Here is a 25,193-nt window from a genome sequence, read left to right as displayed (position 1 = left end):
CAGCGGTTTTGGGACAACGACCTGCATGAAATAAAGGTATCGCGAAGTTGCGCGCTTATTCGGCGGCTGCCTGCGCCGAGTTCGAGCCAATGTAGTTGCGGATCGTCTCGATGATCTGATCCTGATCCGCTTCGCTGAGATAGGGATGCATGGGCAAGCACAGTATGCGTTGCGGCAATTCTTCGGAAACGGTCAGTCCTGTCGGCGTTCTTGGAAAATCGCGATATGCGACCTGCACATGCAGCGGCTTCACATAATAGATGACGGAAGGAATGCCTTTTTCCTGCAGATGAGCCTTTAGCCCATCGCGCTTTGGCGTCTCGATTGCGTATTGCGCCCAGGCTGAGCGGCTGCCGTCCCGATTACCCGCAGCCTTGACGATATCGCCAAGCCCCTCAAAGTAGCGCGCGGCGACTTTCTGGCGCGAAACCATTTCATCTTCAAGGATGGCCAGCTTTTCGATCAGGATCGCCGCTTGCAGCGTGTCGAGCCGCGAATTGATGCCAACATGAATGTTATCGTACTGGGTTTCGCCTTTGCCATGGAATGCAAAAGACCGCAGCTTTTCGGCCAGTGCATCGTCATTGGTGAACATGGCCCCGCCGTCGCCATAGCAGCCGAGGGGTTTGGCTGGATAAAAGCTGGTTCCCGCAACATGCCCGAATGACCCGCACATACCATCTCCGGCAGAACCGCCGATGGATTGGGCAGCGTCTTCGATCACCAGAAGGCTGTCGCGCTTGGCGATCTTCATAATCGAATCATAGTCGGCGCATAGCCCGAACAGATCGACTGAAATAATGGCTTTGGGTTGCAGGCGGCCTTCGCTTTTCACCATCGAAATTGCCGCTTCAAGGCTGGCAATGTCGATATTGTAGCTGTCTGGCTCGACATCGACGAAAACCGGCTCGGCTCTGGTCAGGGCAACGACTTCGGCTGTCGCGGCAAAGGTGAAGCTCGGCACAAAGACGGCATCGCCCGGTCCAATTCCGGCGGCAAGCAGGGGTAGCAGCAGCGCATCCGTGCCATTGGCGCAGGCAACGACATGCTTGGTGCCGACATAGGCGGCAAGTTTGCCTTCCAATTCTGCGACCTGCGGCCCAAGAATATAGCGTCCGTCATCGACCACGCGTTCGATCGCCAGCTTCAGTCTGTCGTGGATTCGTTCGCGTTGCGCGCCAAGATCAATGAACTGCATGTCTTTTTCCAAATGGATTTTCTGGATTTCGCGCTGCTGGTACCAGAGATGGGCGTATCGGAAAAGCAGCATATCCGTTTCTTTATGCGGCCAATAACCCTGCGCGTTACCAATTGGTGCGGATAACGGCCTCAAAAATGGTGTTCTTGCGGGGTTATTGGCGAAATGCGCTGCTGTTCGAAACATATTGTGATCACTGGCAATAGCTGCCAGCGAACTTGTCGTCAGGTAAGTTCATGACGCCACGGCGGATTGGCACCGGCGCGCGATACCGTGACAGCCGCCGCATCTACGCCCATGCCAAGTGCCTGGTGGATTGCGCCTTCCGGCAAGGCCGCGATCGCCGTCTTGGACAAAAGCTTCTGGTCGTGAAGTGAGGCCAATAAGCCGCCATTGAACGTGTCGCCAGCCCCGACGGTATCAACAACGCCGACTTTTTTCGGTGTGACGCTGACCGTATATTTCTGGCTATAGGCAACAACTGCTTCTTTGCCATGCGTGACAACAATCAGCTTGGGGCCACGCTCAAGCCATTGACGGACAATATCTTCGCGCGATCCGGCTTCGCCAAACCAGTCCAGATCCTCGTCTGATAATTTGACGATATCCGCCATTGCCATCATCGCCTGAATGCGCCGCAAATGCTTTTCCCTGTTCGGGATGAAATTCGGGCGAATATTGGGATCAAGCATCATGACGCGACGGCTTTGTTCGCGCCGCATGAACCCTTCATAGGTCTTTCCGGCCGGTTCCGAAATCAGGCTGATCGCACCGAACAGCATGGCATCGACCTCGCTGCCAAGGTCCGGCAGATTGTCAGGCTCCAACATACGCCCGGCCGTATTCTCATCGTAGAAAAGATAAGTGGCATGTCCGCTTTGGAATTTCACGAATGCCAGCGTGGTTGGACGTGGGGATGTATGTGCATAAGAGCAATCGACTTTGCTGGCTTCGAGTACCTGCTTGAGCTGGGTTCCGAAAAGATCGGACGACAGGCCGGAGAAGAAACCGGTCGGTACGCCAAGCCTGCCCAACGCAATTGCCGTGTTGAAGACGGCACCGCCAGCATAGGGCGAAAACGCGGGTTCTCCGGCTGCGGTTTCTCGTGGCAACATGTCTATCAAGGCTTCGCCGCAGCAGAGTATCATGCGCTTCGTTTCCTATGCGGATGGATGACACTTTTGCGAAAGAGCATACATCTTTGCGAATGAGCGTCTTGGCGTAAAGCCTGAGCTTGCTGGTCGCCAAGCAGGGCGGGTATCCCGATCAACATTTTCAAAGGCTCCCGGAAAGTATGGTTGAACCAACAAGAAATCGTTCGGAAAGTGGAAGGCTTGCCGCGCCGAGTGCGCGCGCATGGATGCCAACGGTGCCTTCACGAACGATCGGGATATGCAAGCCTTCCGCGTCGACATTTGCGATGACAGCACCAACTGCATCAACGAGCCGCTGGCGCACAGCCGATGGCATCCAGCCGTCAATAATTGCTGCTTCGAAATCAATAATGGATGCAGAAGAGATGATGGCGTAGGCCAAGGCATGCGCGGCGTCAGCGATCCACCTGTCCAGCGGTGCGCCGATGTCGCCCCAATTCTCGGGCGATACCCACAAGAAAGAGGCGTCGTGACCTGCCGCGATAAGTGACCGTTCCAGCATGGCAATCGAAGCCACGTCGATAAGCTGGATCGGTTTGCCATCCGGCCCCGGCACCGGCATTGAACCGAGCGCCCCGGCATTGCCTGTGGGGCCGCCATAGAGACGTCCATCGAGAACGATGCCACCACCAGCGAAGGTGCCGATATAAAAATATACGAAATCCCTCATGCCATTCGCCTGGCCGAACACAAGTTCAGCCCCGCATGCCGAGGTTGCGTCGTTCTGGAGGTAGACCGGAAAACCGCATAAAGCCTGAATGTCTGAGCGCACTTCATGATGGCGCCATTCGTCCATGATAGCGCGGGGCGCGCCTGCCGTGTCGGCCCAGCTCCAAAGCTCAAAGGGCATGGCAATTCCAAGCCCCGCAATCCGATCAACCTGCTCGGGGGCAAGCGAACCTTGCAGTTCAGCCATGCCCGAGGCGACGAACGCCACGGTCTCATGCGGCGTTGGATAGTGATATGGGAGTTGCAATGTCGATCGAACTCTACCCAGAAAATCGATCAAAACCAGTTCAGCACTACGCCGTCCGATCTTGAGTCCGATGAAAAAGGCACCATCGGGATTAAGCGTCATGGGAATGGAGGGTTGCCCGACTTTGCCACGCAAGGGAGCACGCCTCAGCAATAGGCCGTCCTCTTCCAGAGCGCGCATGATGACCGACACGGTTTGCGCCGAAAGACCGGTCATCCGGGCAATATCGGATTTCGCCAGACTGCCATGCTGGCGCAGCAGCGACAGCACAATCCGTTCATTGTGATCGCGCATTCCGCTTTGGTTCGTGCCGCGATGATAACGGCTTTCAGCCGGTTCAGGCGGACCATGCCTTGTAATGCTGGATTCCAACCTGCTTCTCCCGTCAATCCTGGAGCATCGGGCCAAAAAGAGGAATCCGGATTTTATAGATCCCCCGATACTCAACAGGCCATAGTGCATGTCGCCCAAAAATGTGCAGCGATTTTTCAGACACCGACATGCATGAAAACAAGTGCCTAAAGCACCTCCGAATGAACCTCGTTAGACGCGATGTGCCTTGGCATTCTTCTGCCACAATGTGTGATATGCACGATAGTGTCAATAATAAATCACAGTGATTTAATTATTGACACTATGCAAGAGCGGTGTTTGTATCGTGCAGGGCAAGGCTGGGAGTGCTGGCTCACACGGCGGTTACCGGTATGGCCTGGGCCGCATCGTTTATCAGGGAGGAAGTAGTAATGAAAACGTCTCTTTTGAAGACCGCGCTGCTATGCGCATCGGCCATCGGAATTGCTGGTTTTGCAACGTCCGCGTCGGCTGCCGACATTGGTGCGTGCCTGATCACCAAGACCGACACCAATCCCTTTTTCGTCAAGATGAAGGAAGGTGCAACGGCGAAGGCCAAGGAACTCGGCATCGACCTGAAATCATATGCCGGCAAGATCGATGGCGACAATGAGAGCCAGGTTGCGGCTATCGAGTCGTGCATAGCCGATGGTGTGAAAGGCATTTTGCTGGTGCCGTCGGACACCAAGGCAATCATCGATTCGGTCAAGAAGGCGCGTGATGCGGGCATCGTCGTGATTGCTCTCGATACCCCGCTTGACCCGATTGACGCCGCCGATGCAACATTTGCAACCGACAATTTCCAGGCTGGCGAATTGATTGGCTCCTGGGCCAAGGCGACGCTGGGCGATGCGGCCAAAGACGCCAAGATTGCCTATCTGGACCTGACACCGTCGCAACCGACAGTCGATGTTTTGCGCGACCAGGGTTTCATGACCGGTTTCGGTATCGATACCAAGAATGCCAACAAGATCGGTGATGAAGACGATGCGCGCAACGTTTGCCACGACGTCACCAACGGCAACGAGGAAGGTGGCCGCAAGGCAATGGAAAACTGCCTTCAAAAAGACCCCGGTATCAACGTGGTTTATACGATCAACGAGCCTGCCGCTGCTGGTGCCTATGAAGGGCTCAAGGCCGTCGGCATGGAAAACAACGTTCTCATTGTTTCCGTTGACGGTGGCTGCCCCGGCGTCAAGAATGTTGCGGAAGGGGTGATTGGTGCAACGTCGCAGCAATATCCTCTGTTGATGGCTTCACTGGGTATTGAGGCGATCAAGAAATTTGCCGATACCGGCGAGAAGCCGTCGCCGAGCGAAGGCAAGAACTTCTTCGACACGGGCGCGACCCTGGTGACTGACAAGCCGGTCGCCGGGATTGACTCGATCGACACCAAGAAGGGGCTTGAACTCTGCTGGGGTTGATCTGATTGCCCGCTAAGTAGACTGTCCTCCCATGCGCGGGCCAAGGGTTCTCGCGCATGGAGAGAGGCTGGAGCCTTTTACACGATATTTTGTCCTCACGGGCACGTCGAGGCGTGTCTGTTAAGTGGCAATACCCCAAGGGGAGGCGGCTCGGATGAGCGATACGTCAGCAGGCGGCAAGCCGACACAGGAATTCGAGAATGCCCTGACAGACAGCGATGGGGCCATTGCCAAATTCGATACGATAGAACGATCGTCTGTTGAACGCCTGCAGCACTTCTTGCATTCAAGCCCGGCGGCGGTGCCGCTTATCGTGCTGATTGCGTCGCTGGTTGCTTTTGCCGTGATTATCGGCGGAAAATTCTTCTCGGCATTTTCGCTGACCTTGATCTTGCAACAGGTGGCCATTGTCGGCATCGTTGGTGCTGCTCAGACACTTGTCATCCTGACAGCCGGTATCGATCTCTCGGTCGGTGCCATCATGGTGCTTTCGTCAGTGGTCATGGGGCAATTTGCGTTCCGCTATGGCTTGCCAGCGCCAATCGCAATCCTCTGTGGTTTCGGGGTTGGCGCACTGTGCGGCTGGTTGAATGGCGTGCTTGTCGCACGGATGAAACTGCCGCCATTCATCGTCACGCTTGGAACGTGGCAGATCGTGCTGGCGACGAATTTTCTCTACTCCGCCAATGAAACCATCCGCTCGCAGGATATCGAGGCGCAAGCCCCGCTATTGCAATTTTTCGGCTCCAGCATACGCATTGGCAATGCAGTCTTTACCTATGGCGTTATCGTCATGGTGCTGTTGGTGTTGCTGCTTTGGTACGTACTCAACCACACGGCATGGGGGCGCCACGTTTACGCCGTTGGCGACGATCCGGACGCGGCCGAACTGGCAGGCGTCAACGTCACGCGCATGTTGATTTCGGTCTATGTACTGGGAGGCCTGATATGTGCGCTGGCCGGATGGGTGCTGATTGGCCGCCTCGGTTCGGTGTCGCCGACCTCGGGACAATTTACCAATATTGAATCCATCACGGCGGTGGTGATCGGCGGTGTTTCACTGTTCGGAGGGCGCGGGTCTATCCTTGGAATGTTGTTCGGCGCGCTGATCGTCGGCGTATTCTCGCTGGCGCTCAGGCTGATCGGCACCGACCCGCAATGGACCTATCTCCTCATCGGCACGCTGATAATCGTTGCCGTTGCTGTTGACCAATGGATCAGAAAGGTAGCCGGGTGATGGCACAAGAACCCATTCTTACCGCACGTGGTCTGGTCAAGCGCTATGGCAGGGTCACGGCGCTCGATGCTGCCGATTTCGACCTCTATCCGGGTGAGGTGCTGGCCGTGATTGGTGACAACGGTGCGGGAAAATCCACGCTTATCAAGGCGATATCGGGGGCGGTCGTTCCCGACAGTGGTGAAATCCGGCTTGAAGGCAAACAGATATCCTTCAGATCGCCAATGGCTGCACGCGATGCCGGCATCGAGACCGTTTATCAAAACCTGGCTTTGTCTCCCGCACTTTCCATTGCCGACAACATGTTTCTTGGCCGTGAGATCCGCAAACCCGGCTTTGCCGGACAATGGCTGCGCATGCTCGACAGGCCGGAAATGGAAAGGCGTGCGCGAGAAAAGCTGACGGAACTCGGCCTCATGACAATTCAGAATATCAGTCAGGCGGTGGAGACACTCTCCGGCGGCCAGCGTCAGGGCGTTGCCGTGGCGCGTGCTGCTGCGTTCGGCTCGAAAATGGTGATCATGGATGAGCCAACCGCAGCACTCGGCGTCAAGGAATCTCGACGCGTTCTGGAATTGATTCAGGACGTCAAGAAACGCGGCCTGCCGATCGTGCTCATCTCTCATAACATGCCCCACGTCTTCGAGGTGGCGGACCGCATTCATATTCACCGCCTGGGGCGCCGTCTCACGGTGATCGACCCCAAAAAATATTCGATGTCGGACGCTGTCGCCTTCATGACCGGAGCAAAACCGCCACCGGAGGCTGCCTTGGCGGCATAACGATAAATATTTGGAGCGGATCAACGATTCTATCAAAAGTTACACCGCGCAAATTATACAGTTGCATAGTGGTTTGCGTTCCTTCGCACCCCTCTGTCCGGCAGGACAGAGGGGGCAATATTGACCGTGATGCCCGCAGAACTGAATTGGTAACAACCGTAGTAGCAGGAATTTTAAATCGATTGAAAAATCGCCTGCGCTGTTGTACGCAGATGCAATCACGCCTTCCTCAGCGGTCGGCTATTATGCGCTGAAGTTCAGAATCCGGAAAAATATATGACGAACATCAAGCTCCCCCAAACGCCTCAGACAGCAATTGCGGGAATGAAGCCGGAAGCACTTGCCGCAGAAGTGCTCGAGGCGCTGAAATATCGCTTGGGCAAGGACACGACCGTTGCCACCCAGCATGACTGGCTGACGGCTTCGATCAAGGTGGTGCGCGATCGTATCATCGATCACTGGATCGCCGGTACGAAGGAAGTCTACGAACAGAAAGAAAAGCGCGTTTACTATCTGTCGCTTGAATTTCTGATCGGGCGTCTGATGCGCGATGCGTTTTCCAATTTGGGCTTGATGGAAAATATGCGCGCGGCCTTGTCCTCGCTTGGCGTCGATCTCGACATGATTGCAGCATTGGAACCCGACGCCGCATTGGGCAATGGCGGTCTTGGCCGCTTGGCCGCATGCTTCATGGAAAGCATGGCAAGTGTCGATGTTCCAGCACATGGCTATGGCATTCGTTATGTCAACGGCATGTTCAGGCAGGAAATTCAGGATGGATGGCAGGTCGAATTGCCCGAAACATGGCTCGATCACGGCAATCCGTGGGAATTCGAGCGTCGCGAGCGTTCATTCGAGGTCGGGTTCGGCGGTGCTGTGGAAGAGGTAACGTCCAGCGATGGAGGCCCGGCGCGTCATATTTGGAAGCCGGGAGAGCGTGTGCTGGCAGTGGCTTACGATACGCCGGTGGTTGGCTGGCGCGCCAACCGGGTCAATACGTTGCGGCTTTGGTCGGGCATGCCCGTCGATCCGATCCTCCTCGACAAATTCAATGCAGGCGACCATATCGGCGCGCTTGCCGAAACCAACAAGGCTGATGCGCTGTCGCGTGTGCTTTATCCGGCCGATTCGCACAAGGAAGGTCAGGAACTGCGCTTGCGGCAGGAGTATTTCTTCTCGACCGCTTCGCTTCAGGACATTCTGCAACGCCATCTCAGCCAGTATGGCGATCTGAAGTCGCTGCCGGACAAGGCCGCCATCCATCTCAACGACACCCACCCCGCGATTGCCGTTCCCGAGTTGATGCGTCTTTTGATGGACGTCCACGGCATTGATTTCGACGAAGCATGGGACATCACCAAACGCACATTTGCCTACACCAACCACACGCTTTTGCCCGAAGCGCTGGAAAGCTGGCCGGTTCCGCTGTTTGAGCGCCTGTTGCCGCGCCATATGCAGATCGTCTACGCAATCAACGCCAAGGTGCTGTTGGAAGCGCGCGCTGGCGGCAGCCTTTCCAACGAGCAGATCGTTCGTATTTCGTTGATCCAGGAAAATGGCGAGCGCCGCGTACGGATGGGCAATCTGGCCTTTGTCGGTTCACATTCGATCAACGGCGTGTCGGCGCTGCACACCGAATTGATGAAGGAAACGGTGTTTGCCGACCTGCATCAGCTTTACCCGGCGCGTATCAACAACAAGACCAATGGCATCACGCCGCGCCGCTGGCTGTTTCAATGCAATCCGGGCCTGACGGAACTGGCGCGCGAGACGGTCGGTGACCGTTTTCTCGATGATATTGATGCCATCAAGGACCTCGACAAATTTGCCGACGATGCTGTATTTCGTGACAAATTCATGGACGTTAAACGGCAAAACAAAATCAGGTTGGCCAATCTGGTTGCCGAGCGGATGGGCATCAAGGTCGATCCGTCAGCTCTGTTCGATATTCAGATCAAGCGCATCCATGAGTACAAGCGCCAACTGCTGAACATAATCGAGGCGGTGGCGCTTTATGATCAGATCCGATCGCATCCGGAACGGGACTGGACGCCGCGTGTGAAATTCTTCGGCGGCAAGGCAGCCCCCAGCTATCACAATGCCAAGCTAATCATCAAACTGGCCAATGATGTTGCCAAAGTCATCAATCGCGATCCGGCGGTTCGCGGGTTGCTGAAACTGGTGTTCGTACCAAACTACAATGTCAGTACCGCTGAAATAATGATGCCGGCCGCTGATCTTTCCGAGCAGATATCGACGGCTGGAATGGAAGCCTCTGGCACCGGCAACATGAAATTCGCGCTGAATGGCGCGCTGACCATCGGCACGCTCGATGGTGCCAATGTCGAGATCAAGGAGTGCGTCGGCGACGATAATATCTTCATATTCGGCCTGACTGCCGCCGAGGTGGCACAGCGCCGTAGCAATGGCTATGCACCGCGCGCGGTGATCGAGAAATCGCCCGAACTCTCGCAGGCTCTGGCGGCCATATCGTCCGGTGTCTTTTCGCATGATGACCCGGATCGCTATCGCGATCTCATCGGCGGCCTTTATGACAGTGACTGGTTCATGGTCGCTGCCGATTTCGACGCTTATGCCGCCATGCAGCGTGAAGTGGACGCGGTTTGGCGCACAAATCCGCAATGGTCCGCAATGGCCATTCACAATGTCGCGCGGGTAGGCTGGTTCTCATCAGATCGAACCATCCGCCAATATGCGAAAGAAATCTGGAACGTGCCTGTCTGATATGATTGCATGAGGCCGTTGGTGCAATTCCCGCGAAAAATGGAAATTGCGCTAATATCGTGGCCGGAGACCTGAAGGAGGCAAGCCGCTCAATGAGCAAGCCGCGCGCGACCGTTTCCGCAAGTGGAACGGATGGACTGGCAAGCGCCAGCGACGTTGCCGCCATTGTCGCTGGAACGCATGGCAATCCGTTTGCGGTTCTGGGCGTGCAGCAGGCGGGCAAGGCTTTTTTCGCGCGCTGTTTCGTTCCCGATGCAGAGGTCGTTTCGGCCTATACCCTTGCCGGGAAAAAAGCCGGGGAACTGAACCGCCGCGACGATGGTGGGTTCTTTGAAGGCAAGGTCTCGATCCGCAAGCGCCAGCCGCTTCGCTATCATGCGCGCAATGCCGGTGGTGAATGGTGGCTGACCGACCCGTATTCCTTCGGACCGGTACTTGGCCCGATGGACGATTATTATATTGCCGAAGGCTCTCACCTGAGGCTCTTCGATAAACTTGGAGCCCATATCATCGAGCATGAGAAGGCGACCGGCGTGCAGTTCGCCGTCTGGGCTCCCAATGCGCGACGTGTCTCGGTTGTCGGCGGCTTCAACGCATGGGACGGGCGTCGCCATTCCATGCGGGTTCGTAAAGATACAGGTGTCTGGGAAGTTTTTATTCCCGATATCGGTGCCGACATTCCCTATAAATACGAGATACTTGACGCTGACGGCGTGCGGCTTCCGCTGAAAGCAGATCCATTTGCCTTTAAGTCGGAGCTACGCCCGGCAACCGCCTCGGTGACCGCTGCACCGTCTGCACATCTATGGGGTGATGAAGCGCATCGTGCCTACTGGAAGACGGCCGATCCGCGCCGCGAGGCGATCTCGATCTACGAGGTTCATGCCGGTTCATGGCAGCGCCATGCCGATGGGGCGTTTCTGACATGGGACGAACTTGCCGAACGCTTGATTCCATATGCCGCTGACGCAGGCTTCACCCATATCGAGTTCATGCCGATTTCCGAGCATCCCTATGATCCCTCCTGGGGTTATCAGACGACCGGACTTTATGCGCCATCTGCCCGTTTTGGCGACCCGGACGGGTTCGCGCGCTTCGTCGATGGTGCGCACCGCGTCGGACTGGGTGTCATCCTTGATTGGGTGCCAGCGCACTTCCCTGTCGATGAACATGGGTTGGCACGTTTTGACGGCACCGCACTTTATGAACATGCCGACCCGCGCAAGGGGTTTCACCCGGATTGGAATACGCTGATCTACAATTTCGGGCGGCGCGAAGTGGTTTCTTTCCTGGTCAACAATGCCCTGTTCTGGGCAGAAAAATATCATGTCGATGGTCTGCGCGTCGATGCCGTGGCTTCGATGCTCTACCTCGATTATTCGCGCAAGGCGGGCGAGTGGCTGCCAAATGAGAAGGGCGGGCGCGAAAACCTCGAAGCCGTGTCTTTCCTCCAGAAGATGAACAAGGAACTCTATGGCCATCATCCGGGCGTGATGACCATGGCCGAAGAATCGACATCATGGCCGAAAGTGTCCCAGCCTGTGCATGAAGGCGGGCTTGGTTTTGGCTTTAAATGGAACATGGGTTTCATGCATGACACGCTGGAATATTTCAGCAAGGAACCGATCCACCGCAAGCACCACCACAACGACATTACGTTCGGTCTGACTTATGCGTTCAGCGAAAATTTCGTGCTGCCCTTGTCGCATGACGAAGTTGTGCACGGCAAAGGCACGCTGATCGGCAAGATGGCTGGAGACGATTGGCAAAAGTTTGCGACATTGCGTGCCTATTATGCGTTCATGTGGGGGTATCCCGGCAAGAAGCTTCTGTTCATGGGACAGGAATTCGCGCAACGGCGGGAGTGGAGCGAGGAGCGTGCTCTCGACTGGAACCTGCTAGAGGAGCCGGCGCATCAAGGCGTGCGGCAAGTGGTGCGCGATCTCAACTATCTTTACCGCTCACGCCCGGCGCTGCATGGGCGCGATTGTGAACCCGACGGCTTTTCCTGGCTGATCGTCGATGATAGCGAAAATTCGGTTTTTGCCTGGCTGCGCAAGGCGCCAGAGGGCAGTCCGATTGCCGTCATTTCGAATTTTACGCCGGTTGTGCGCGAGGATTATCGTGTGCCGCTGCCGAGCGCGGGCAGATGGCGCGAGATCATGAACACGGACGCTGCCGATTATGGTGGGAGCGGCAAGGGCAATGGTGGTGCAGTTGATGCCCACACTGAAGGCTCGGCAGCGATTGCCGAAATGCTGTTGCCGCCGCTGGCGACGATCATGCTGGAATTGGTTTCGGATTGAGTGATGTGGGAGGGTAGAAATGGTTGAAATAAAGCGAACCCAACCTTTGGCGCGTGACGCCATGGCCTATGTGCTGGCAGGCGGGCGCGGCAGCCGTCTCAAGGAATTGACCGATCGCCGCGCCAAACCGGCTGTCTATTTCGGCGGCAAGACCCGCATCATCGATTTTGCGCTATCCAACGCGCTAAATTCCGGTATCCGCCGGCTTGGGGTGGCAACCCAGTACAAGGCGCATTCGTTAATCCGCCATTTGCAGCGCGGCTGGAACTTTCTCAGGCCCGAACGAAACGAGAGTTTTGATATTCTGCCCGCCAGCCAGCGTGTCTCGGAAACGCAGTGGTACGAGGGCACCGCCGACGCGGTCTACCAGAACATCGACATCATCGAGGCTTACGGCCCTGAATTCATGGTGATCCTTGCCGGCGATCACATCTACAAGATGGATTACGAACTGATGCTGCGCCAGCATGTCGAGGCGGGAGCCGATGTCACGGTCGGGTGCCTGGAAGTTCCGCGCATGGAAGCAACCGGCTTTGGTGTCATGCATGTCGACAAGAAGGACACCATTATCTCCTTCATCGAAAAGCCCGCCGACCCGCCGGGCATTCCCGACAAGCCAGATCACGCATTGGCGTCGATGGGCATCTATGTTTTCAGGACGAAATTCCTGATGGATTTGTTACGCAAGGATGCGGCAGACCCAAATTCGAGCCGGGATTTCGGCAAGGATATTATCCCGCAGGTCGTGACTGGCGGCAAAGCGGTTGCCCATCGCTTTGCCAAATCCTGTGTGCGCTCCACCGCAGAAAACGAAGCCTATTGGCGCGATGTCGGCACGATTGACGCCTATTGGGAGGCCAATATCGACCTGACCGACATTACGCCGGAACTCGATCTCTACGACAAGGACTGGCCGATCTGGACCTACGCCGAATTGAAGCCACCGGCAAAATTCGTGCACGATCAGGATGGACGGCGTGGCTCCGCGGTTTCGTCTCTGGTGTCGGGCGACTGCATCGTTTCCGGCGCTTCACTCAAACGCAGTTTGATTTTTACTGGCGCGCGTATCAATTCCTATACGACACTTGAGGAGGTCGTCATGCTTCCCGATTGCCATGTCGGGCGCAATGTCAGAATGAAACGCGTGGTGCTCGATCATGGCGTGCACATTCCCGAGGGGCTCGTCGTCGGCGAAGATCCCGTGCTGGATGCCAAGCGGTTCCGTGTCTCGGAAAAGGGCATCAGCCTTATTACGCAACCGATGATCGACAAATTGGGCCTTTAACCACATGCAAGTTCTGTCGGTCACGCCCGAGATATTTCCACTGATCAAGACCGGCGGTCTGGCCGATGTGGCAGGCGCGCTGCCCATAGCGTTGGCGCACAAAGGCGTTGCCATGCGCTCGCTTGTCCCCGGTTATCCGACCGTCATGAAGGCTTTCCGGAAAAGGAAGGCGGTTTTCACCTATCGGGAACTTCATGGCGGCAAGGTCTCGATCTACGCGACCAAGGTGAACGGCCTTGATTTGTTCGTCATGGACGCGCCGCATCTGTTCGACCGGCAAGGCGGGCCGTATGGCGATGCATCGGGTGCAGACTGGCCAGACAATTGGCGGCGCTTCGCGGCGTTGAGCAAGGTGGGCGCTGACATAGCAAGCGGTGCGATCTCCGGCTATCTGCCCGACATCGTCCATGCCCATGACTGGCAGGCCGCGATGACGCCCGCTTACATGCGCTTTGGCAAGGCCGTGGCCACGCCGTCGCTTGTCACGGTCCACAATCTTGCGTTTCAAGGACGTTTCAGCGCCGAGATATTCAAAGATCTGGGATTGCCAGCACATGCCATGACACTTGACGGCGTCGAATATTATGGCGGCGTCGGCTTTCTCAAGGCCGGCATCCAGTCGGCCTGGGCGATCACGACGGTTAGCCCGACCTATGCACAAGAGATACGCTCGCCAGCGTTCGGCATGGGGCTGGACGGTCTGGTCAATATGAGGGCTGATGATCTTTACGGCATCGTCAATGGTATCGACATCGATATCTGGAACCCGGCCACCGACAAGAACCTTGCTTCCAATTATACAGTCAAATCGCTGAAAGACCGCAAGATCAACAAGAAGGCAGTCGAAGAACGCTTTACCCTCGACAGAGATAATACGCCAATCGTCTGTGTCGTCAGCCGTCTGACCTGGCAAAAGGGAATGGACACATTGGTTGCAGCCGCTGACGCCATTGTCGGCAGTGGTGTTCGCCTTGCGGTGCTGGGTTCCGGCGATTCAGGTCTCGAAGGTGCGCTGCTGGCCGCTGCGGCCCGTCATCCTGGCCGCGTCGGGGTGGTGATCGGCTATGACGAGGGCCTTTCTCACCTGATGCAGGCAGGCTGCGACGCAATTGTCATTCCGTCGCGCTTCGAGCCTTGCGGCCTTACCCAACTTTACGGCCTGCGCTATGGCTGCGTGCCTGTGGTTGCGCGCACGGGCGGTCTGGCCGATACAGTGATCGACGCTAACGAGGCTGCCGTTTCGGCAGGTGTGGCAACCGGCTTCCAGTTTGCGCCAGACAATGCTGATGCCCTGTTGCATTCCATCAAGCTGTTGATCCAAGTGTACGCCAATCCGGTCATATGGGCGACGATCCAGCGGCAGGGCATGAAATCTGAATTGTCATGGGATCGAAGTACCAACAAATACGTTGATCTCTACCGCTCGCTAATATCCAAAAAGGCCACATGACGCATGACACGTACCGTTGCGACCAAACCTTATTCAGATCAGAAACCCGGCACTTCGGGATTGCGCAAGAAGGTGCCCGTGTTCCAGCAGGAACACTATGCCGAGAACTTCATTCAGTCGATTTTCGATGCGCTTGAAGGATTCAAGGGCAAGACACTGGTGATCGGCGGGGATGGGCGTTTTTATAACCGCGAGGTCATCCAGAAAGCGATTGCCATTGCCGCGGCCAACGACTTCGGCAAAGTGATGGTTGGTCAAGGCGGCATATTGTCGACGCCAGCGGCATCGAATGTTATCCGCAAATACAAGGCGTTCGGTGGCATTATTCTTTCTGCCAGCCACAATCCGGGTGGCCCGCATGAGGATTTCGGCATCAAGTACAATGCAGAAAATGGCGGCCCGGCTCCTGAAAAGCTGACCGACGCGATATTTGCCAAGACCAGGACGATCTCTGAATTCAAGATTGCGGACATCGACCATATTGATATCGACACACTTGGCACTGTTGAAGCTGGTGGCATGACGGTAGAAATCATCGATCCGGTCAAGGACTACGCGGCGCTGATGGAAACGCTGTTCGATTTCGATGCGTTGCGTAAACTGTTCAGTTCCGGCTTCACCATGGCGTTTGACGCCATGCACGCGGTAACCGGTCCCTATGCCGTCGAGATACTGGAAAAGCAGCTTGGCGCGCCAAAAGGAACGGCACGCAATTTCAAACCGCTGCCGGATTTCGGTGGCCACCATCCAGACCCCAACCTTGTCTACGCCAAGCAACTCTATGACGACATGATGGGCCCGAATGCACCGGATTTCGGCGCTGCATCCGATGGTGACGGCGACCGCAACCTGATCATCGGCAAGGGTATTTTCGTAACCCCTTCCGACTCGGTTGCAATGCTTGCCGCCAACGCCACGCTGGCCCCCGGCTATAAGGCGGGGCTCAAGGGCATTGCCCGCTCCATGCCGACAAGTGGCGCGGCTGACCGGGTGGCAGAAAAGCTTGGCGTCGAAATTTATGAAACGCCGACCGGTTGGAAGTTTTTCGGAAATCTGCTCGACGCGGGAATGGCGACCATATGCGGCGAGGAAAGTTCCGGCACCGGCTCCGACCATGTGCGCGAAAAGGACGGCCTGTGGGCGGTGCTGTTCTGGCTCAGCATTTTAGCGGCGCGTGATCAAAGTGTGCACGAGGTCGTGACAAGCCATTGGCAGACTTATGGCCGCAATTATTATTCCCGCCATGACTATGAAGAGGTCGAAACGAAACGCGCCAATGCCCTGATTGATGAATTGCGAGGCAAGCTTTCCTCGCTCGCGGGCACAATGGTGCGCGGACAGACAATTACCAAGGCCGACGATTTCGCCTATCACGATCCGGTCGACGGTTCTGTCAGCGAGCATCAGGGCATACGCATATTGTTCGAAGGCGGTTCGCGCGTTGTATTCAGGCTTTCAGGAACGGGAACGTCGGGGGCGACGCTGCGCGTCTATATCGAACGCTACGAAGCCGATCCGGCCAAGCATGACATTGAGACACAAGAAGCGCTTGCCGATCTGATTGGAGCGGCTGATGATATTGCCGGGATTCGCAGCCATACCGGTCGCGCCGAGCCGAGCGTCATCACCTGAATACTGCAAGCGATTCAAACGGCGGTCCACCGCGCTTCGGAAGCCTTGTCGAGCAAGGCGGTACGCGCTTTGCCGTCTGGTCTGGCGCGGCTGAACGTGTGTGGGTTTCGATCTTCGATCAGGCTGGAGAGCGTGAGATCGACAGACTTGAACTCCAGCCCGAAGGCGAAGGCGTTCACGCGCTTTTTGTCCGAGGTCTTGCGCAGACAACGAGATATGGCTTTCGCGCCGATGGCTCTTATGAGCCGGAGCGTGGTCTCTGGTTCGATCCTGACAAGCTTCTGGTCGATCCCTATGCCGTCGAGATAGATCGCCCCTACATCTACAATGAAAAACTGAGCGCCAAGCGGGGCGAGGGCGGTGATACCGCTTCGCTGATGCCAAAGGCTGTTGTCGCCTCAAGTGGCGAGACCGGGCCAATCGCAGGCCCCATTTTTCAGCCGGGTGGCCTGATCTACGAAGTGTCAACGCGCTCCCTCACCATGCTGCACCCCAATATCCCTGAGAAGGACCGTGGAACGATCCGGGCGCTGGCTCATCCGGTCATGGTCGAGCATCTGGTGAAGCTGGGTGTCAATGCCGTTGAGTTGATGCCGGTGACTGCCTCGATTGACGAGCGCCACCTTTCGCCACTCGGCTTGACCAATGCGTGGGGCTATAATCCGGTAACATTCATGGCGCTGGACCCGCGCCTCGCGCCGGGTGGAGTGGCGGACTTACGCGAGATGGTCGCCACGCTTCGCGCCGCCGGCATCGGCGTTATTCTTGATCTGGTTTTCAACCATACCGGCGAGAGCGATATTCTTGGGCCGACGCTCTCGCTGCGTGGGCTGGACAATCGAGCCTATTATCGCCACGACGACCACGGCAAACTGGTCAATGATACCGGCACTGGCAACACCGTCGCTTGCGATCACCCCATCGTGCGCGAGCTTGTTCTGGACAGCCTTCGCCACTTCGTTCGCCATACAGGCGTCGATGGTTTCCGCTTCGATCTGGCCCCGATACTGGGGCGGGTGGAAGGCCGTTTCGATGCGGACGCACCACTTCTTCACGCCATGAAGAATGATCCGGTTTTGGCTGATCGTATTCTTATCGCCGAGCCGTGGGATATTGGCGCAAATGGCTACCAGTTGGGACATTTTGGAGCACCATTCCTTGAGTGGAATGACAAGTACCGCGATGACATTCGCCGCTTCTGGCGTGGCGATACCGGCCAGATTGGTGCTTTGGCGACACGCCTAGCCGGATCGTCAGACGTTTTTGCCCATGATGGCGTGCAAGCATCCCGGACAGTCAATTTCATCGCCGCTCATGATGGCATGACACTGGCCGACATTGTGCGCTACGAGCACAAGCACAATGACAACAATGGCGAACAAAACCGCGACGGGCACGACGAAAATCTGTCCTGGAACAACGGCGTTGAGGGCGATACGGATGAGCCCGAAATTGCCGCGCGCCGTGCAGGCGATCAGCGTGCTTTGCTGGCAAATTTATTTGCCTCGCGCGGCACGATCATGCTGAGCGCAGGCGATGAATTCGGCCGCACGCAGAAGGGCAACAACAACGCCTATGCGCAAGACAATGCAGTAACATGGCTGGATTGGAAGGGACGCGACCGAGCGCTGGAGCGATATGTTCGTGCATTGTCTGCCGTGCGCAAGGCGTCGGCGGCGCTTGGTAACATGGATTTCCTGACGGGGCAGACACCTGCTGGCGCAAATATGCGAGACGTTGAATGGCTGACCGAGACGGGTTTGCCATTTGACACTGCGGCCTGGGAGGACGCTGCGCGCCACCGCCTTGTCATGGTGCTGGGCAATGGCAATGGTGAAAGTGGGCGTCTGGCGGTGCTGGTCAATGGTGAACGAAATGCCTGCAAATTCACGCTGCCCCAACGCCAAAATTATCGTTGGGAACAGGCATTGGAAGGCGAACCGAACGCCACGCAACCGGTGCAACCCGTGCCGGGAAGAACCGTGGTTTTCATGATTGAATGTGCCCAAATGTCTGACCGGTCTGAAGGTCTTGAAAGCATGGAGTTCGCAAAGTGAACGATGATTTGAAAGATTGGTGGCGCGGCTGCGCCATTTACCAGATCTATCCGCGTTCGTTTCAGGACACGACAGGCAATGGCAGCGGCGATTTGCACGGCATTGCCGAGCGTCTCGAACATATCGCTTCGCTGGGCGTCGATGCGATCTGGCTATCACCGTTTTTCAAGTCGCCAATGGCCGATATGGGCTATGACGTTTCGGACTACTGCGCTGTTGATCCGATGTTTGGCACGTTGGAGGAGTTCGATGCGCTGATTGCCACGGCGCACACACTCGGTCTCAAAGTCATTATCGATCAGGTGCTTGCACATTCGTCCGACAAGCACCTTTGGTTTGTCGAAAGCCGCAGAGACCGGTCCAATCGCAAGGCCAACTGGTATGTCTGGGCCGACGCCCAACCGGATGGCACCGCACCCAACAATTGGCTCTCCGTTTTCGGCGGACCGGCATGGGAGTGGGACTCCACGCGCCGCCAATATTACCTGCACAACTTCCTGACCTCGCAACCGGCCCTCAACTTCCACAATAGCGACGTGCAGGATGCGCTGCTCGAAACGGTCCGTTTCTGGTTGGATCGAGGGTGGACGGGTTCCGGCTCGATACGGTCAATTACTATGTGCAAGACCGCCTGCTGCGCAAAAATCCGCCGCTGGCTTCCAGCGTTGCCGGAACCAATATGGAGACGAACCCCTATCTGTATCAGGAGCATCTATACGACAAGACGCAACCGGAGAACCTCGACTTTCTCAAGCGTTTTCGTGCGCTTCTCGAAAGTTATGAAAACCGGGCCTGTGTCGGCGAAGTTGGCGATGAGGGTCGCTCCTTGCAAACGCTGGCGCAATACACCTCGGGCGGCGATAAGCTCAATATGTGCTACACATTCGATCTTCTGGGGCCGGAGTTTTCCGCCGCACATGTGCGCGGATGCGTGGAAGGTTTTGAGCGCGCCGCACCCGACGGCTGGGCGTGTTGGGCGTTTTCAAACCATGATGTCGTGCGCCATGTAACGCGCTGGACCCGCCCAAACGCTGCCCCGAATTCAGTTGCCAAATTCTCGATTGAATTGCTCGCTTGCTTGCGCGGTTCGATTTGCCTTTATCAAGGCGAAGAACTGGGTTTGCAGGAAGCGGAAATCGCCTTTGAAGATTTGCGCGATCCCTATGGCATTCGTTTCTGGCCAGGGTTCAAGGGCCGCGATGGCTGCCGCACGCCGATGCCTTGGCGGCGCGATGCCGAAAATGCCGGGTTCTCCACGGTGAAGCCTTGGCTTCCAATTCCACAAGAACATCGCGCGCAGGCGGTCGATGTCCAAAATGGCGACGTAAATTCTGTGTTGACCCATTACAGAGCTGTGCTTGCCTTGCGCAGAAAGCACCGGGCGCTGGTTGACGGCAGCATTCGGTTTCTTGACGCAAGAGGCGATGTTCTGGCTTTCGTGCGTGAGAATAATGAGCAGCGTCTGCTGTGCGTTTTCAACTTCGCCGGTGAACCGGCGACGTGGCCGCTGCCAAAAGATCTGAGCGCCGTCGAAGCGGTTGATTTTGCAGGCTACGGTGCTGGCTTGCGCGACAATGCACTGTCGTTGCCCGGCCTGCGTTGCTTCATCGGGCAACTTGCCTGAGCGGCATATCGTGCCGGATTTACTGCACCAGAACCGAGCGGCCGCATGTCGCGCCGGTGACGCGGATATCGGCCTGGCCAAGGCGCACGCCAAGCATGCCAAGTACATTATCGAGCAATGTGTCGACTGGTTCGGTAACGCCACTGAGAGCGGTCACAATGGCTGGCTTTATCGTTGCAAGCAGGACGTTCGGGCTGAGGCCCAAGCCGACGAGATTGACGGAAAGCGTGAGATCGCTGATCAGCGATGAGGTGAGCGATTGCGTTATGTCATGCGTCGAAACGGTTTTGACCGCCTTGTTGTCGATATCCGCGTTGTTGAAGGTCAGCAGCGTCGGCGACATATTGGTGATCGCTGTCGATGCCTGCCCATCCACTCCAAGAAGATTGAGCGACAGCAGTAAGAGCTTGATGCTGATATCGGCAACCCGCGCTCTATGGAACGATTGAGGTTTGGAAAAATCCGCGAACCCCGCGCCATCGCTTTTGGCCAACCGCAAAGAGGCGATGCCGGGTCGTGCGGCGATCGTGACCTTGCGGCTGTCGGGACGTCCTGTCGGACAACTGATATCGGTGAGCTTGGCCTCGGCGCTAGCCACTTCAACATGAAGTGGCACCTTGATGGATAACAGCTTGATGCCCCCACCAAGATTTGAAGTGCCGAGGCTGACGGATGCGTTGAGTTTGATGCGGGTTTGCGCGGTGCGCACGACGGTGCCTGCTTCACCCACCGCCAACCACGGCGAAAATTGTTCAGGCTCACCGATGGCGATGTCGAGCGTTGTGGACGTCAATCCCGGTATGTTGGCACCAAGATTGATTTCGACCTGATGCGATCCATTGGCGAGCGCGGCACCTGCGGTGAACATATTCAAGGCATTTGCCGAAATCGAAAGCCCGGCTGGTTTCTGCCCCAGGGAAAGATGACCCAGATCACCGAGATCGACAAGATGGGCAAGTGGAATCTTGGTGGTGTTGGATGCTCGCAAGGCCAGCGTTTGGAGTGCCAGTTTGCTTGTGTGGTCGAGCCCGGAACTGTTGGCGATGGCGGATGCAATTTGCCCGATAGTCGCCTTGGACGCCAGAACGTCGGCATAGGTAACGCCCGTCAAATGCAGTTGAACGGCGAGCGCATCGATGAAGGAAAGCACATCGACATCAGCGGAGATCAGCGCATTGTAATCCATGACGCTAAGGGAGACATTGCCGCCAACCAACCCGCCGAGCAGGGCATTGACGATGCCCCCGTCGAGTTTCAAAAGGCGCGATCCCACAGAAAATGCAGCTTCGGCCGTTGTGCTGGCAATCGCGCTTGTTCCAATAACTGGTGGGTCCATCAGCGAATTACCGAAATAAAGGTGGCCAATTTTCTGAAGGGAAACTTTCACGGCATTATAGGGCTGCTTACCTGCTTCGAACCTGTTTGGTGCGGCAACAGCCTCGCTGGCAGTGTATCGCCCACGTACAATCTCGATGATCGGACTGGTATCAGTTGGGCGGGAGCTTTCTGCCTTTGATTGCAGGACGGCTGACGGAAGGCCATTGTTTTTGAAGGTAGCGAGCACTGCCGCCTCAGTATTGTTGATATTGGCTGCCGCCGTAATTGCGGCAATATCAACCAGGGACTGCGCCGCCCGGCGCTCCGTGTATAAAGCGCCTTCATCGACCGCAAAGGCTGTCAGCACAATCGCGAACGGAACGCTGAGCGCCGTCATGACCGCGAAACTTGCACGCTTGTCTCGAAGGAATCGTTTGCACAGCCTGTGTGCAGGAGATGTAATGCGGCCTGACATTAAAAGCCTCCCAACCTGATTGTCGATTGTCGCTTGATCGTCATGGCGGGCATGGCCAGTTCCCGAAACAAGCCCCAGATTGGCAGGTCGCTGGCGTCATAGCTCACCGAGACCACGAATTGATTGCTATCAACGGTGCTGTCGGCGGCGTCGACAGTCAGTTTTGCAGGATTGACGAAAGCATAACCCGCGCCGTTGCGGGCTATATATGCAGCAACCAGCGCCTTCCTTTCTGACGGGGTGAGACCGGCAATAGCGGTCCGCGCGGCATCGGCGGAAATCTGTTCGATGGAATGACTGGCGCCGAAATAGATGCCATATGCAGCCATTCCGAGTAGCAAAAGAATGAATATCGGAGCAAGGATGGCGAATTCAACCGCAGCGGTGCCGGACTTGTCTTGCGTGGCGCGGTGTAGAAATCTGCTGTTTTTAAATATTTTTCTCATGCGCGAACTATCAGCATAATGGTGCGCAAATTCTGCAAATGTGAAATACAACCTGAGATAGTATGATGGTTGTGTTTCTTGGCTTGGTGAGACGTCATTTTTCCGGAAATGAGGCCAGTGGCGTTGGGTCAGGGGGAGGCGTCGGACGGGCGAATCCAGCCACCGGACAAAAATTGTTTTGTCTGGGAGGTGGCCTTTCGCGATGAATACATTTACCCAGAAAAAGCATCACAAGCGAAAGGACTGCCAATGGCGCGAGCACCAAATTACGACCACGAACGCAAGGAACGGGAACGCCAGAAGGCTGCCAAGAAAGCAGCAAAACAGGCCGAAAAGGAAGCAAAACGTGCTGAAGCGGCAGGTGAAGAGGTGAATTCGGAGCCGGAAGGCGACGCTTGAAGCTATTTTAGGAAAAATCAGTGCCGGATCTGCGCCAATCGCCCTGCGCGCGAATCCGTCGCGAATGGGCGTGGCAACCGAGCACTTGACGGTTACGGGTAGGCACTCTTCTTTTCTCGGCGCGGCATGGCTTTGCCCCGCTCATACCAGCCCTTGCTTCGGTTGACGATCCAGACAACCGACAGCATCACTGGCACCTCGATCAGTACGCCAACCACGGTGGCGAGTGCTGCGCCCGAGTTGAAGCCGAACAGGCTGATTGCCGCGGCGACGGCCAATTCGAAAAATTCGAAGCGCCGATAAGCGCCGATGGGCCTGCAACGCAATGTTCTTCACCGCTCATACGGTTGAGAAGATAGGCGAGACCGGAATTGAAATAGACCTGAATCAGAATTGGCACAGCCAGCAAGCCGATGATTGCCGGTTGCGCGATGATCTGTTCACCCTGGAATCCGAACAGGAGAACCAAAGTAGCCAGCAGCGAAACCAGCGACAGCGGTTGCAGCGTTTTCAACAACCGGTCGAAGGGTGCTTTGGAACCGCCGGACAACAATTTGCGGCGCAGGATTTGCGCGGCAATCACCGGCAGGACGATGTAGAGAACAACGGATAGAAATAGCGTATCCCAAGGTACGGTGATAGCGGAAAGGCCGAGCAGCAAACCGACGATCGGCGCAAAGGCGACGATCATGATCGTATCGTTCAATGCGACTTGGGAAAGTGTGAAATGAGGCTCGCCGCGCGTCAGGTTCGACCAGACGAATACCATTGCCGTGCAAGGGGCGGCGGCAAGGATGATCAAGCCCGCAATATAGGAATCGATCTGATCGGCAGGCAGGAGAGGGCGAAACAGCCAGCCGATGAAAAGCCAGCCAAGTAACGCCATCGAGAATGGTTTGACCGCCCAATTGACAAACAGCGTGACACCGATGCCGCGCCAATGGCGCCCGACCTGGCCAAGTGCGGCAAAGTCGATCTTGATGAGCATTGGTATGACCATCAACCAGATCAGCACGGCGACCGGCAGATTGACTTTGGCGATTTCGGCCGCACCGATGGCATGAAAAACGCCGGGCATGAGATGACCAAGTGCGATGCCCACAAGGATGCACAAGAACACCCAGATGGTCAGGTAGCGTTCGAATGTGGACATGTCAGGCGACTTCCGGGTTGGCGTTCGTTGAGCCATCCATCTTGCCGATACTGCGCAATTGCCGCTGCATTGCCAGTTTGTCGATGGACGTGATTGGTAGATTGATGAACGCCATGATCCTGTTTCTCAGGAAGCGTGCGGCTTGCGAAAAGGCTTGTACCTTGGCAAAATTCTCTCCAGTTACAGCCGCCGGATCTTCAACGCCCCAATGAGCTGTCATCGGTTGACCCGGCCAGACCGGGCAGGACTCTGCCGCCGCATTGTCACAGACGGTTATGACGAAATCCATATGTGGCGCACCGGATACAGCGAAAACATCCCAGCTTTTCGAACTCAAGTTCTCGTTCGGATAACCGAGCGCGCGCAACGTCTCCAAGGCCATCGGGTGGACTTGTCCCTTGGGTTCGCCGCCGGCGGAATAAGCGCGAAAGCGCCCATCCGCCTCGGCGTTCATGATGGATTCGGCAAGAATGGAGCGGGCGGAATTGCCGGTGCACAGAAACAGGACATTGTAGCCACGGTCAGCCATTAGTGGGTTTCCTCGATTGTTGGCATACAGCACGCTGCAATGGCCGTCGCTGGTATACAGACTTCCGGATGCCCGCCGCAGCAGTCCTCCATGAGGAACCGCACCAAATCACCGAGGGCGCTATAGTTGGCAGTGTAGATGATCGAGCGGGACACTCGTTGCTGTGAAATGAGGCCCGCACGCTCCAGCTCCTTGAGATGAAAGGAAACGTTGGACCGTGAAACCTCGGCTTTTTCCGCAATCGTGCCCGCAGCCAGTCCGGCAGTGCCGGCAACGACGAGCATACGCACGATTTGTAGGCGCGTTTCCTGAGAAAGCGCACCGAAAGCGTCGAGAGCCTGGTGTTCATTCATGCTTCAATAATCCTTGAATTATTGAAGCAGCAACTAGCACGATCAAATGCCTTCGACAAGGCCCTTTTCAAACATTGCTGGTTCGGGATTGGCCACGCTCCCGTGGCGGACGCATTACGCCATCCCACCGACAAACGCACTCGTGTCGCCCTTTCGTGGAATGGCGAGGCGAACAGCACCCCTGCAGCCGCGAGCCCGGCAATGTGTTTCTCTCTCAATCTCATCGAGATAGAGGAATTCCCGCTCCAGCGATGAGCAGATCAGGTCACGCGTGAGATAGTGGACATAGCCGCATTGCTT

General features: G+C 56.3%; 17 protein-coding genes and 2 pseudogenes. 11 read left to right on the top strand and 8 right to left on the bottom strand.

What is annotated here, in order from left to right:
- Positions 1-55: 55 nt before the first annotated feature.
- From AC0L7S_RS02790 to AC0L7S_RS02780, 3 genes are all read right to left on the bottom strand, one after another.
- Positions 56-1,198, bottom strand: a complete 1,143-nt coding sequence (locus tag AC0L7S_RS02790; protein ID WP_473474149.1) for a DegT/DnrJ/EryC1/StrS family aminotransferase — start codon at positions 1,196-1,198, stop codon at positions 56-58.
- Between the two features lie 224 nt (positions 1,199-1,422).
- A complete protein-coding gene (locus AC0L7S_RS02785; RefSeq protein ID WP_473472972.1) occupies positions 1,423-2,346 on the bottom strand; it encodes a carbohydrate kinase family protein in 924 nt (307 codons plus the stop codon).
- 127 nt (positions 2,347-2,473) lie between these two features.
- Positions 2,474-3,700: an ROK family transcriptional regulator gene (locus tag AC0L7S_RS02780; protein ID WP_473472971.1), complete on the bottom strand. Its 1,227-nt coding sequence runs from the start codon at positions 3,698-3,700 to the stop codon at positions 2,474-2,476.
- A gap of 371 nt (positions 3,701-4,071) precedes the next feature.
- On the opposite strand from AC0L7S_RS02780, the gene AC0L7S_RS02775 reads away from it, so the two are divergent.
- The 10 genes and pseudogenes from AC0L7S_RS02775 to bglA all read left to right on the top strand — a co-directional run bounded on the left by AC0L7S_RS02775 (position 4,072) and on the right by bglA (position 20,221).
- Entirely contained in the window at positions 4,072-5,103 is a 1,032-nt protein-coding gene (locus AC0L7S_RS02775; protein ID WP_473472970.1) for a substrate-binding domain-containing protein, read from the top strand.
- Positions 5,104-5,257: 154 nt separating this feature from the next.
- Positions 5,258-6,340, top strand: coding sequence for an ABC transporter permease (locus tag AC0L7S_RS02770; RefSeq protein ID WP_473472969.1), 1,083 nt, complete (start codon positions 5,258-5,260; stop codon positions 6,338-6,340).
- On the top strand, positions 6,340-7,122 hold the full coding sequence (locus AC0L7S_RS02765; RefSeq protein ID WP_473472968.1) for an ATP-binding cassette domain-containing protein: 783 nt from the start codon (positions 6,340-6,342) through the stop codon (positions 7,120-7,122). The genes AC0L7S_RS02770 and AC0L7S_RS02765 overlap by 1 nt, the downstream gene beginning before the upstream one ends.
- Before the next feature lie 324 nt (positions 7,123-7,446).
- Complete coding sequence (locus tag AC0L7S_RS02760) at positions 7,447-9,867, top strand: glycogen/starch/alpha-glucan phosphorylase (protein ID WP_473474148.1); 2,421 nt, start codon at positions 7,447-7,449, stop codon at positions 9,865-9,867.
- A 92-nt stretch (positions 9,868-9,959) separates the two neighbouring features.
- On the top strand, positions 9,960-12,173 hold the full coding sequence (gene glgB, locus AC0L7S_RS02755; protein WP_473472967.1) for a 1,4-alpha-glucan branching protein GlgB: 2,214 nt from the start codon (positions 9,960-9,962) through the stop codon (positions 12,171-12,173).
- 19 nt (positions 12,174-12,192) lie between these two features.
- Positions 12,193-13,458 carry a glucose-1-phosphate adenylyltransferase gene (glgC, locus tag AC0L7S_RS02750; protein ID WP_473472966.1) on the top strand — a complete coding sequence of 422 codons (1,266 nt, stop codon included), beginning with the start codon at positions 12,193-12,195 and terminating at the stop codon, positions 13,456-13,458.
- A gap of 4 nt (positions 13,459-13,462) precedes the next feature.
- Entirely contained in the window at positions 13,463-14,908 is a 1,446-nt protein-coding gene (gene glgA, locus AC0L7S_RS02745; protein WP_473472965.1) for a glycogen synthase GlgA, read from the top strand.
- A gap of 3 nt (positions 14,909-14,911) precedes the next feature.
- Positions 14,912-16,540: an alpha-D-glucose phosphate-specific phosphoglucomutase gene (locus AC0L7S_RS02740; protein ID WP_473472964.1), complete on the top strand. Its 1,629-nt coding sequence runs from the start codon at positions 14,912-14,914 to the stop codon at positions 16,538-16,540.
- A complete protein-coding gene (glgX, locus tag AC0L7S_RS02735) occupies positions 16,537-18,597 on the top strand; it encodes a glycogen debranching protein GlgX (RefSeq protein ID WP_473474147.1) in 2,061 nt (686 codons plus the stop codon). Before AC0L7S_RS02740 ends, glgX begins: the two co-directional genes overlap by 4 nt.
- A pseudogene (gene bglA / locus AC0L7S_RS02730) lies at positions 18,594-20,221 on the top strand (beta-galactosidase BglA). The gene glgX and the pseudogene bglA overlap by 4 nt, the downstream one beginning before the upstream one ends.
- 19 nt (positions 20,222-20,240) lie before the next feature.
- Here bglA and AC0L7S_RS02725 read toward each other — a convergent pair.
- Positions 20,241-22,013 carry a TadG family pilus assembly protein gene (locus tag AC0L7S_RS02725; RefSeq protein ID WP_473472963.1) on the bottom strand — a complete coding sequence of 591 codons (1,773 nt, stop codon included), beginning with the start codon at positions 22,011-22,013 and terminating at the stop codon, positions 20,241-20,243.
- Complete coding sequence (locus tag AC0L7S_RS02720; RefSeq protein WP_473472962.1) at positions 22,013-22,459, bottom strand: TadE/TadG family type IV pilus assembly protein; 447 nt, start codon at positions 22,457-22,459, stop codon at positions 22,013-22,015. Before AC0L7S_RS02720 ends, AC0L7S_RS02725 begins: the two co-directional genes overlap by 1 nt.
- 249 nt (positions 22,460-22,708) lie before the next feature.
- On the opposite strand from AC0L7S_RS02720, the gene AC0L7S_RS02715 reads away from it, so the two are divergent.
- Positions 22,709-22,858: a hypothetical protein gene (locus AC0L7S_RS02715; protein ID WP_473472961.1), complete on the top strand. Its 150-nt coding sequence runs from the start codon at positions 22,709-22,711 to the stop codon at positions 22,856-22,858.
- A gap of 92 nt (positions 22,859-22,950) precedes the next feature.
- Here the strand turns inward: AC0L7S_RS02715 and arsB are convergent.
- From arsB to AC0L7S_RS02700, 3 genes and pseudogenes are all read right to left on the bottom strand, one after another.
- A pseudogene (arsB, locus tag AC0L7S_RS02710) lies at positions 22,951-24,011 on the bottom strand (ACR3 family arsenite efflux transporter).
- Between the two features lies 1 nt (position 24,012).
- Entirely contained in the window at positions 24,013-24,540 is a 528-nt protein-coding gene (locus tag AC0L7S_RS02705) for an arsenate reductase ArsC (RefSeq protein ID WP_473472960.1), read from the bottom strand.
- A complete protein-coding gene (locus tag AC0L7S_RS02700; RefSeq protein WP_473472959.1) occupies positions 24,540-24,893 on the bottom strand; it encodes an ArsR/SmtB family transcription factor in 354 nt (117 codons plus the stop codon). Before AC0L7S_RS02700 ends, AC0L7S_RS02705 begins: the two co-directional genes overlap by 1 nt.
- Between the last annotated feature and the right edge of the window lie 300 nt (positions 24,894-25,193).

The sequence above is a fragment of the Mesorhizobium sp. G2-6-1 genome (assembly GCF_055809095.1).
Note: the sequence above shows the minus strand (reverse complement) of the source record. Positions and strands in the feature narration are given on the sequence as shown.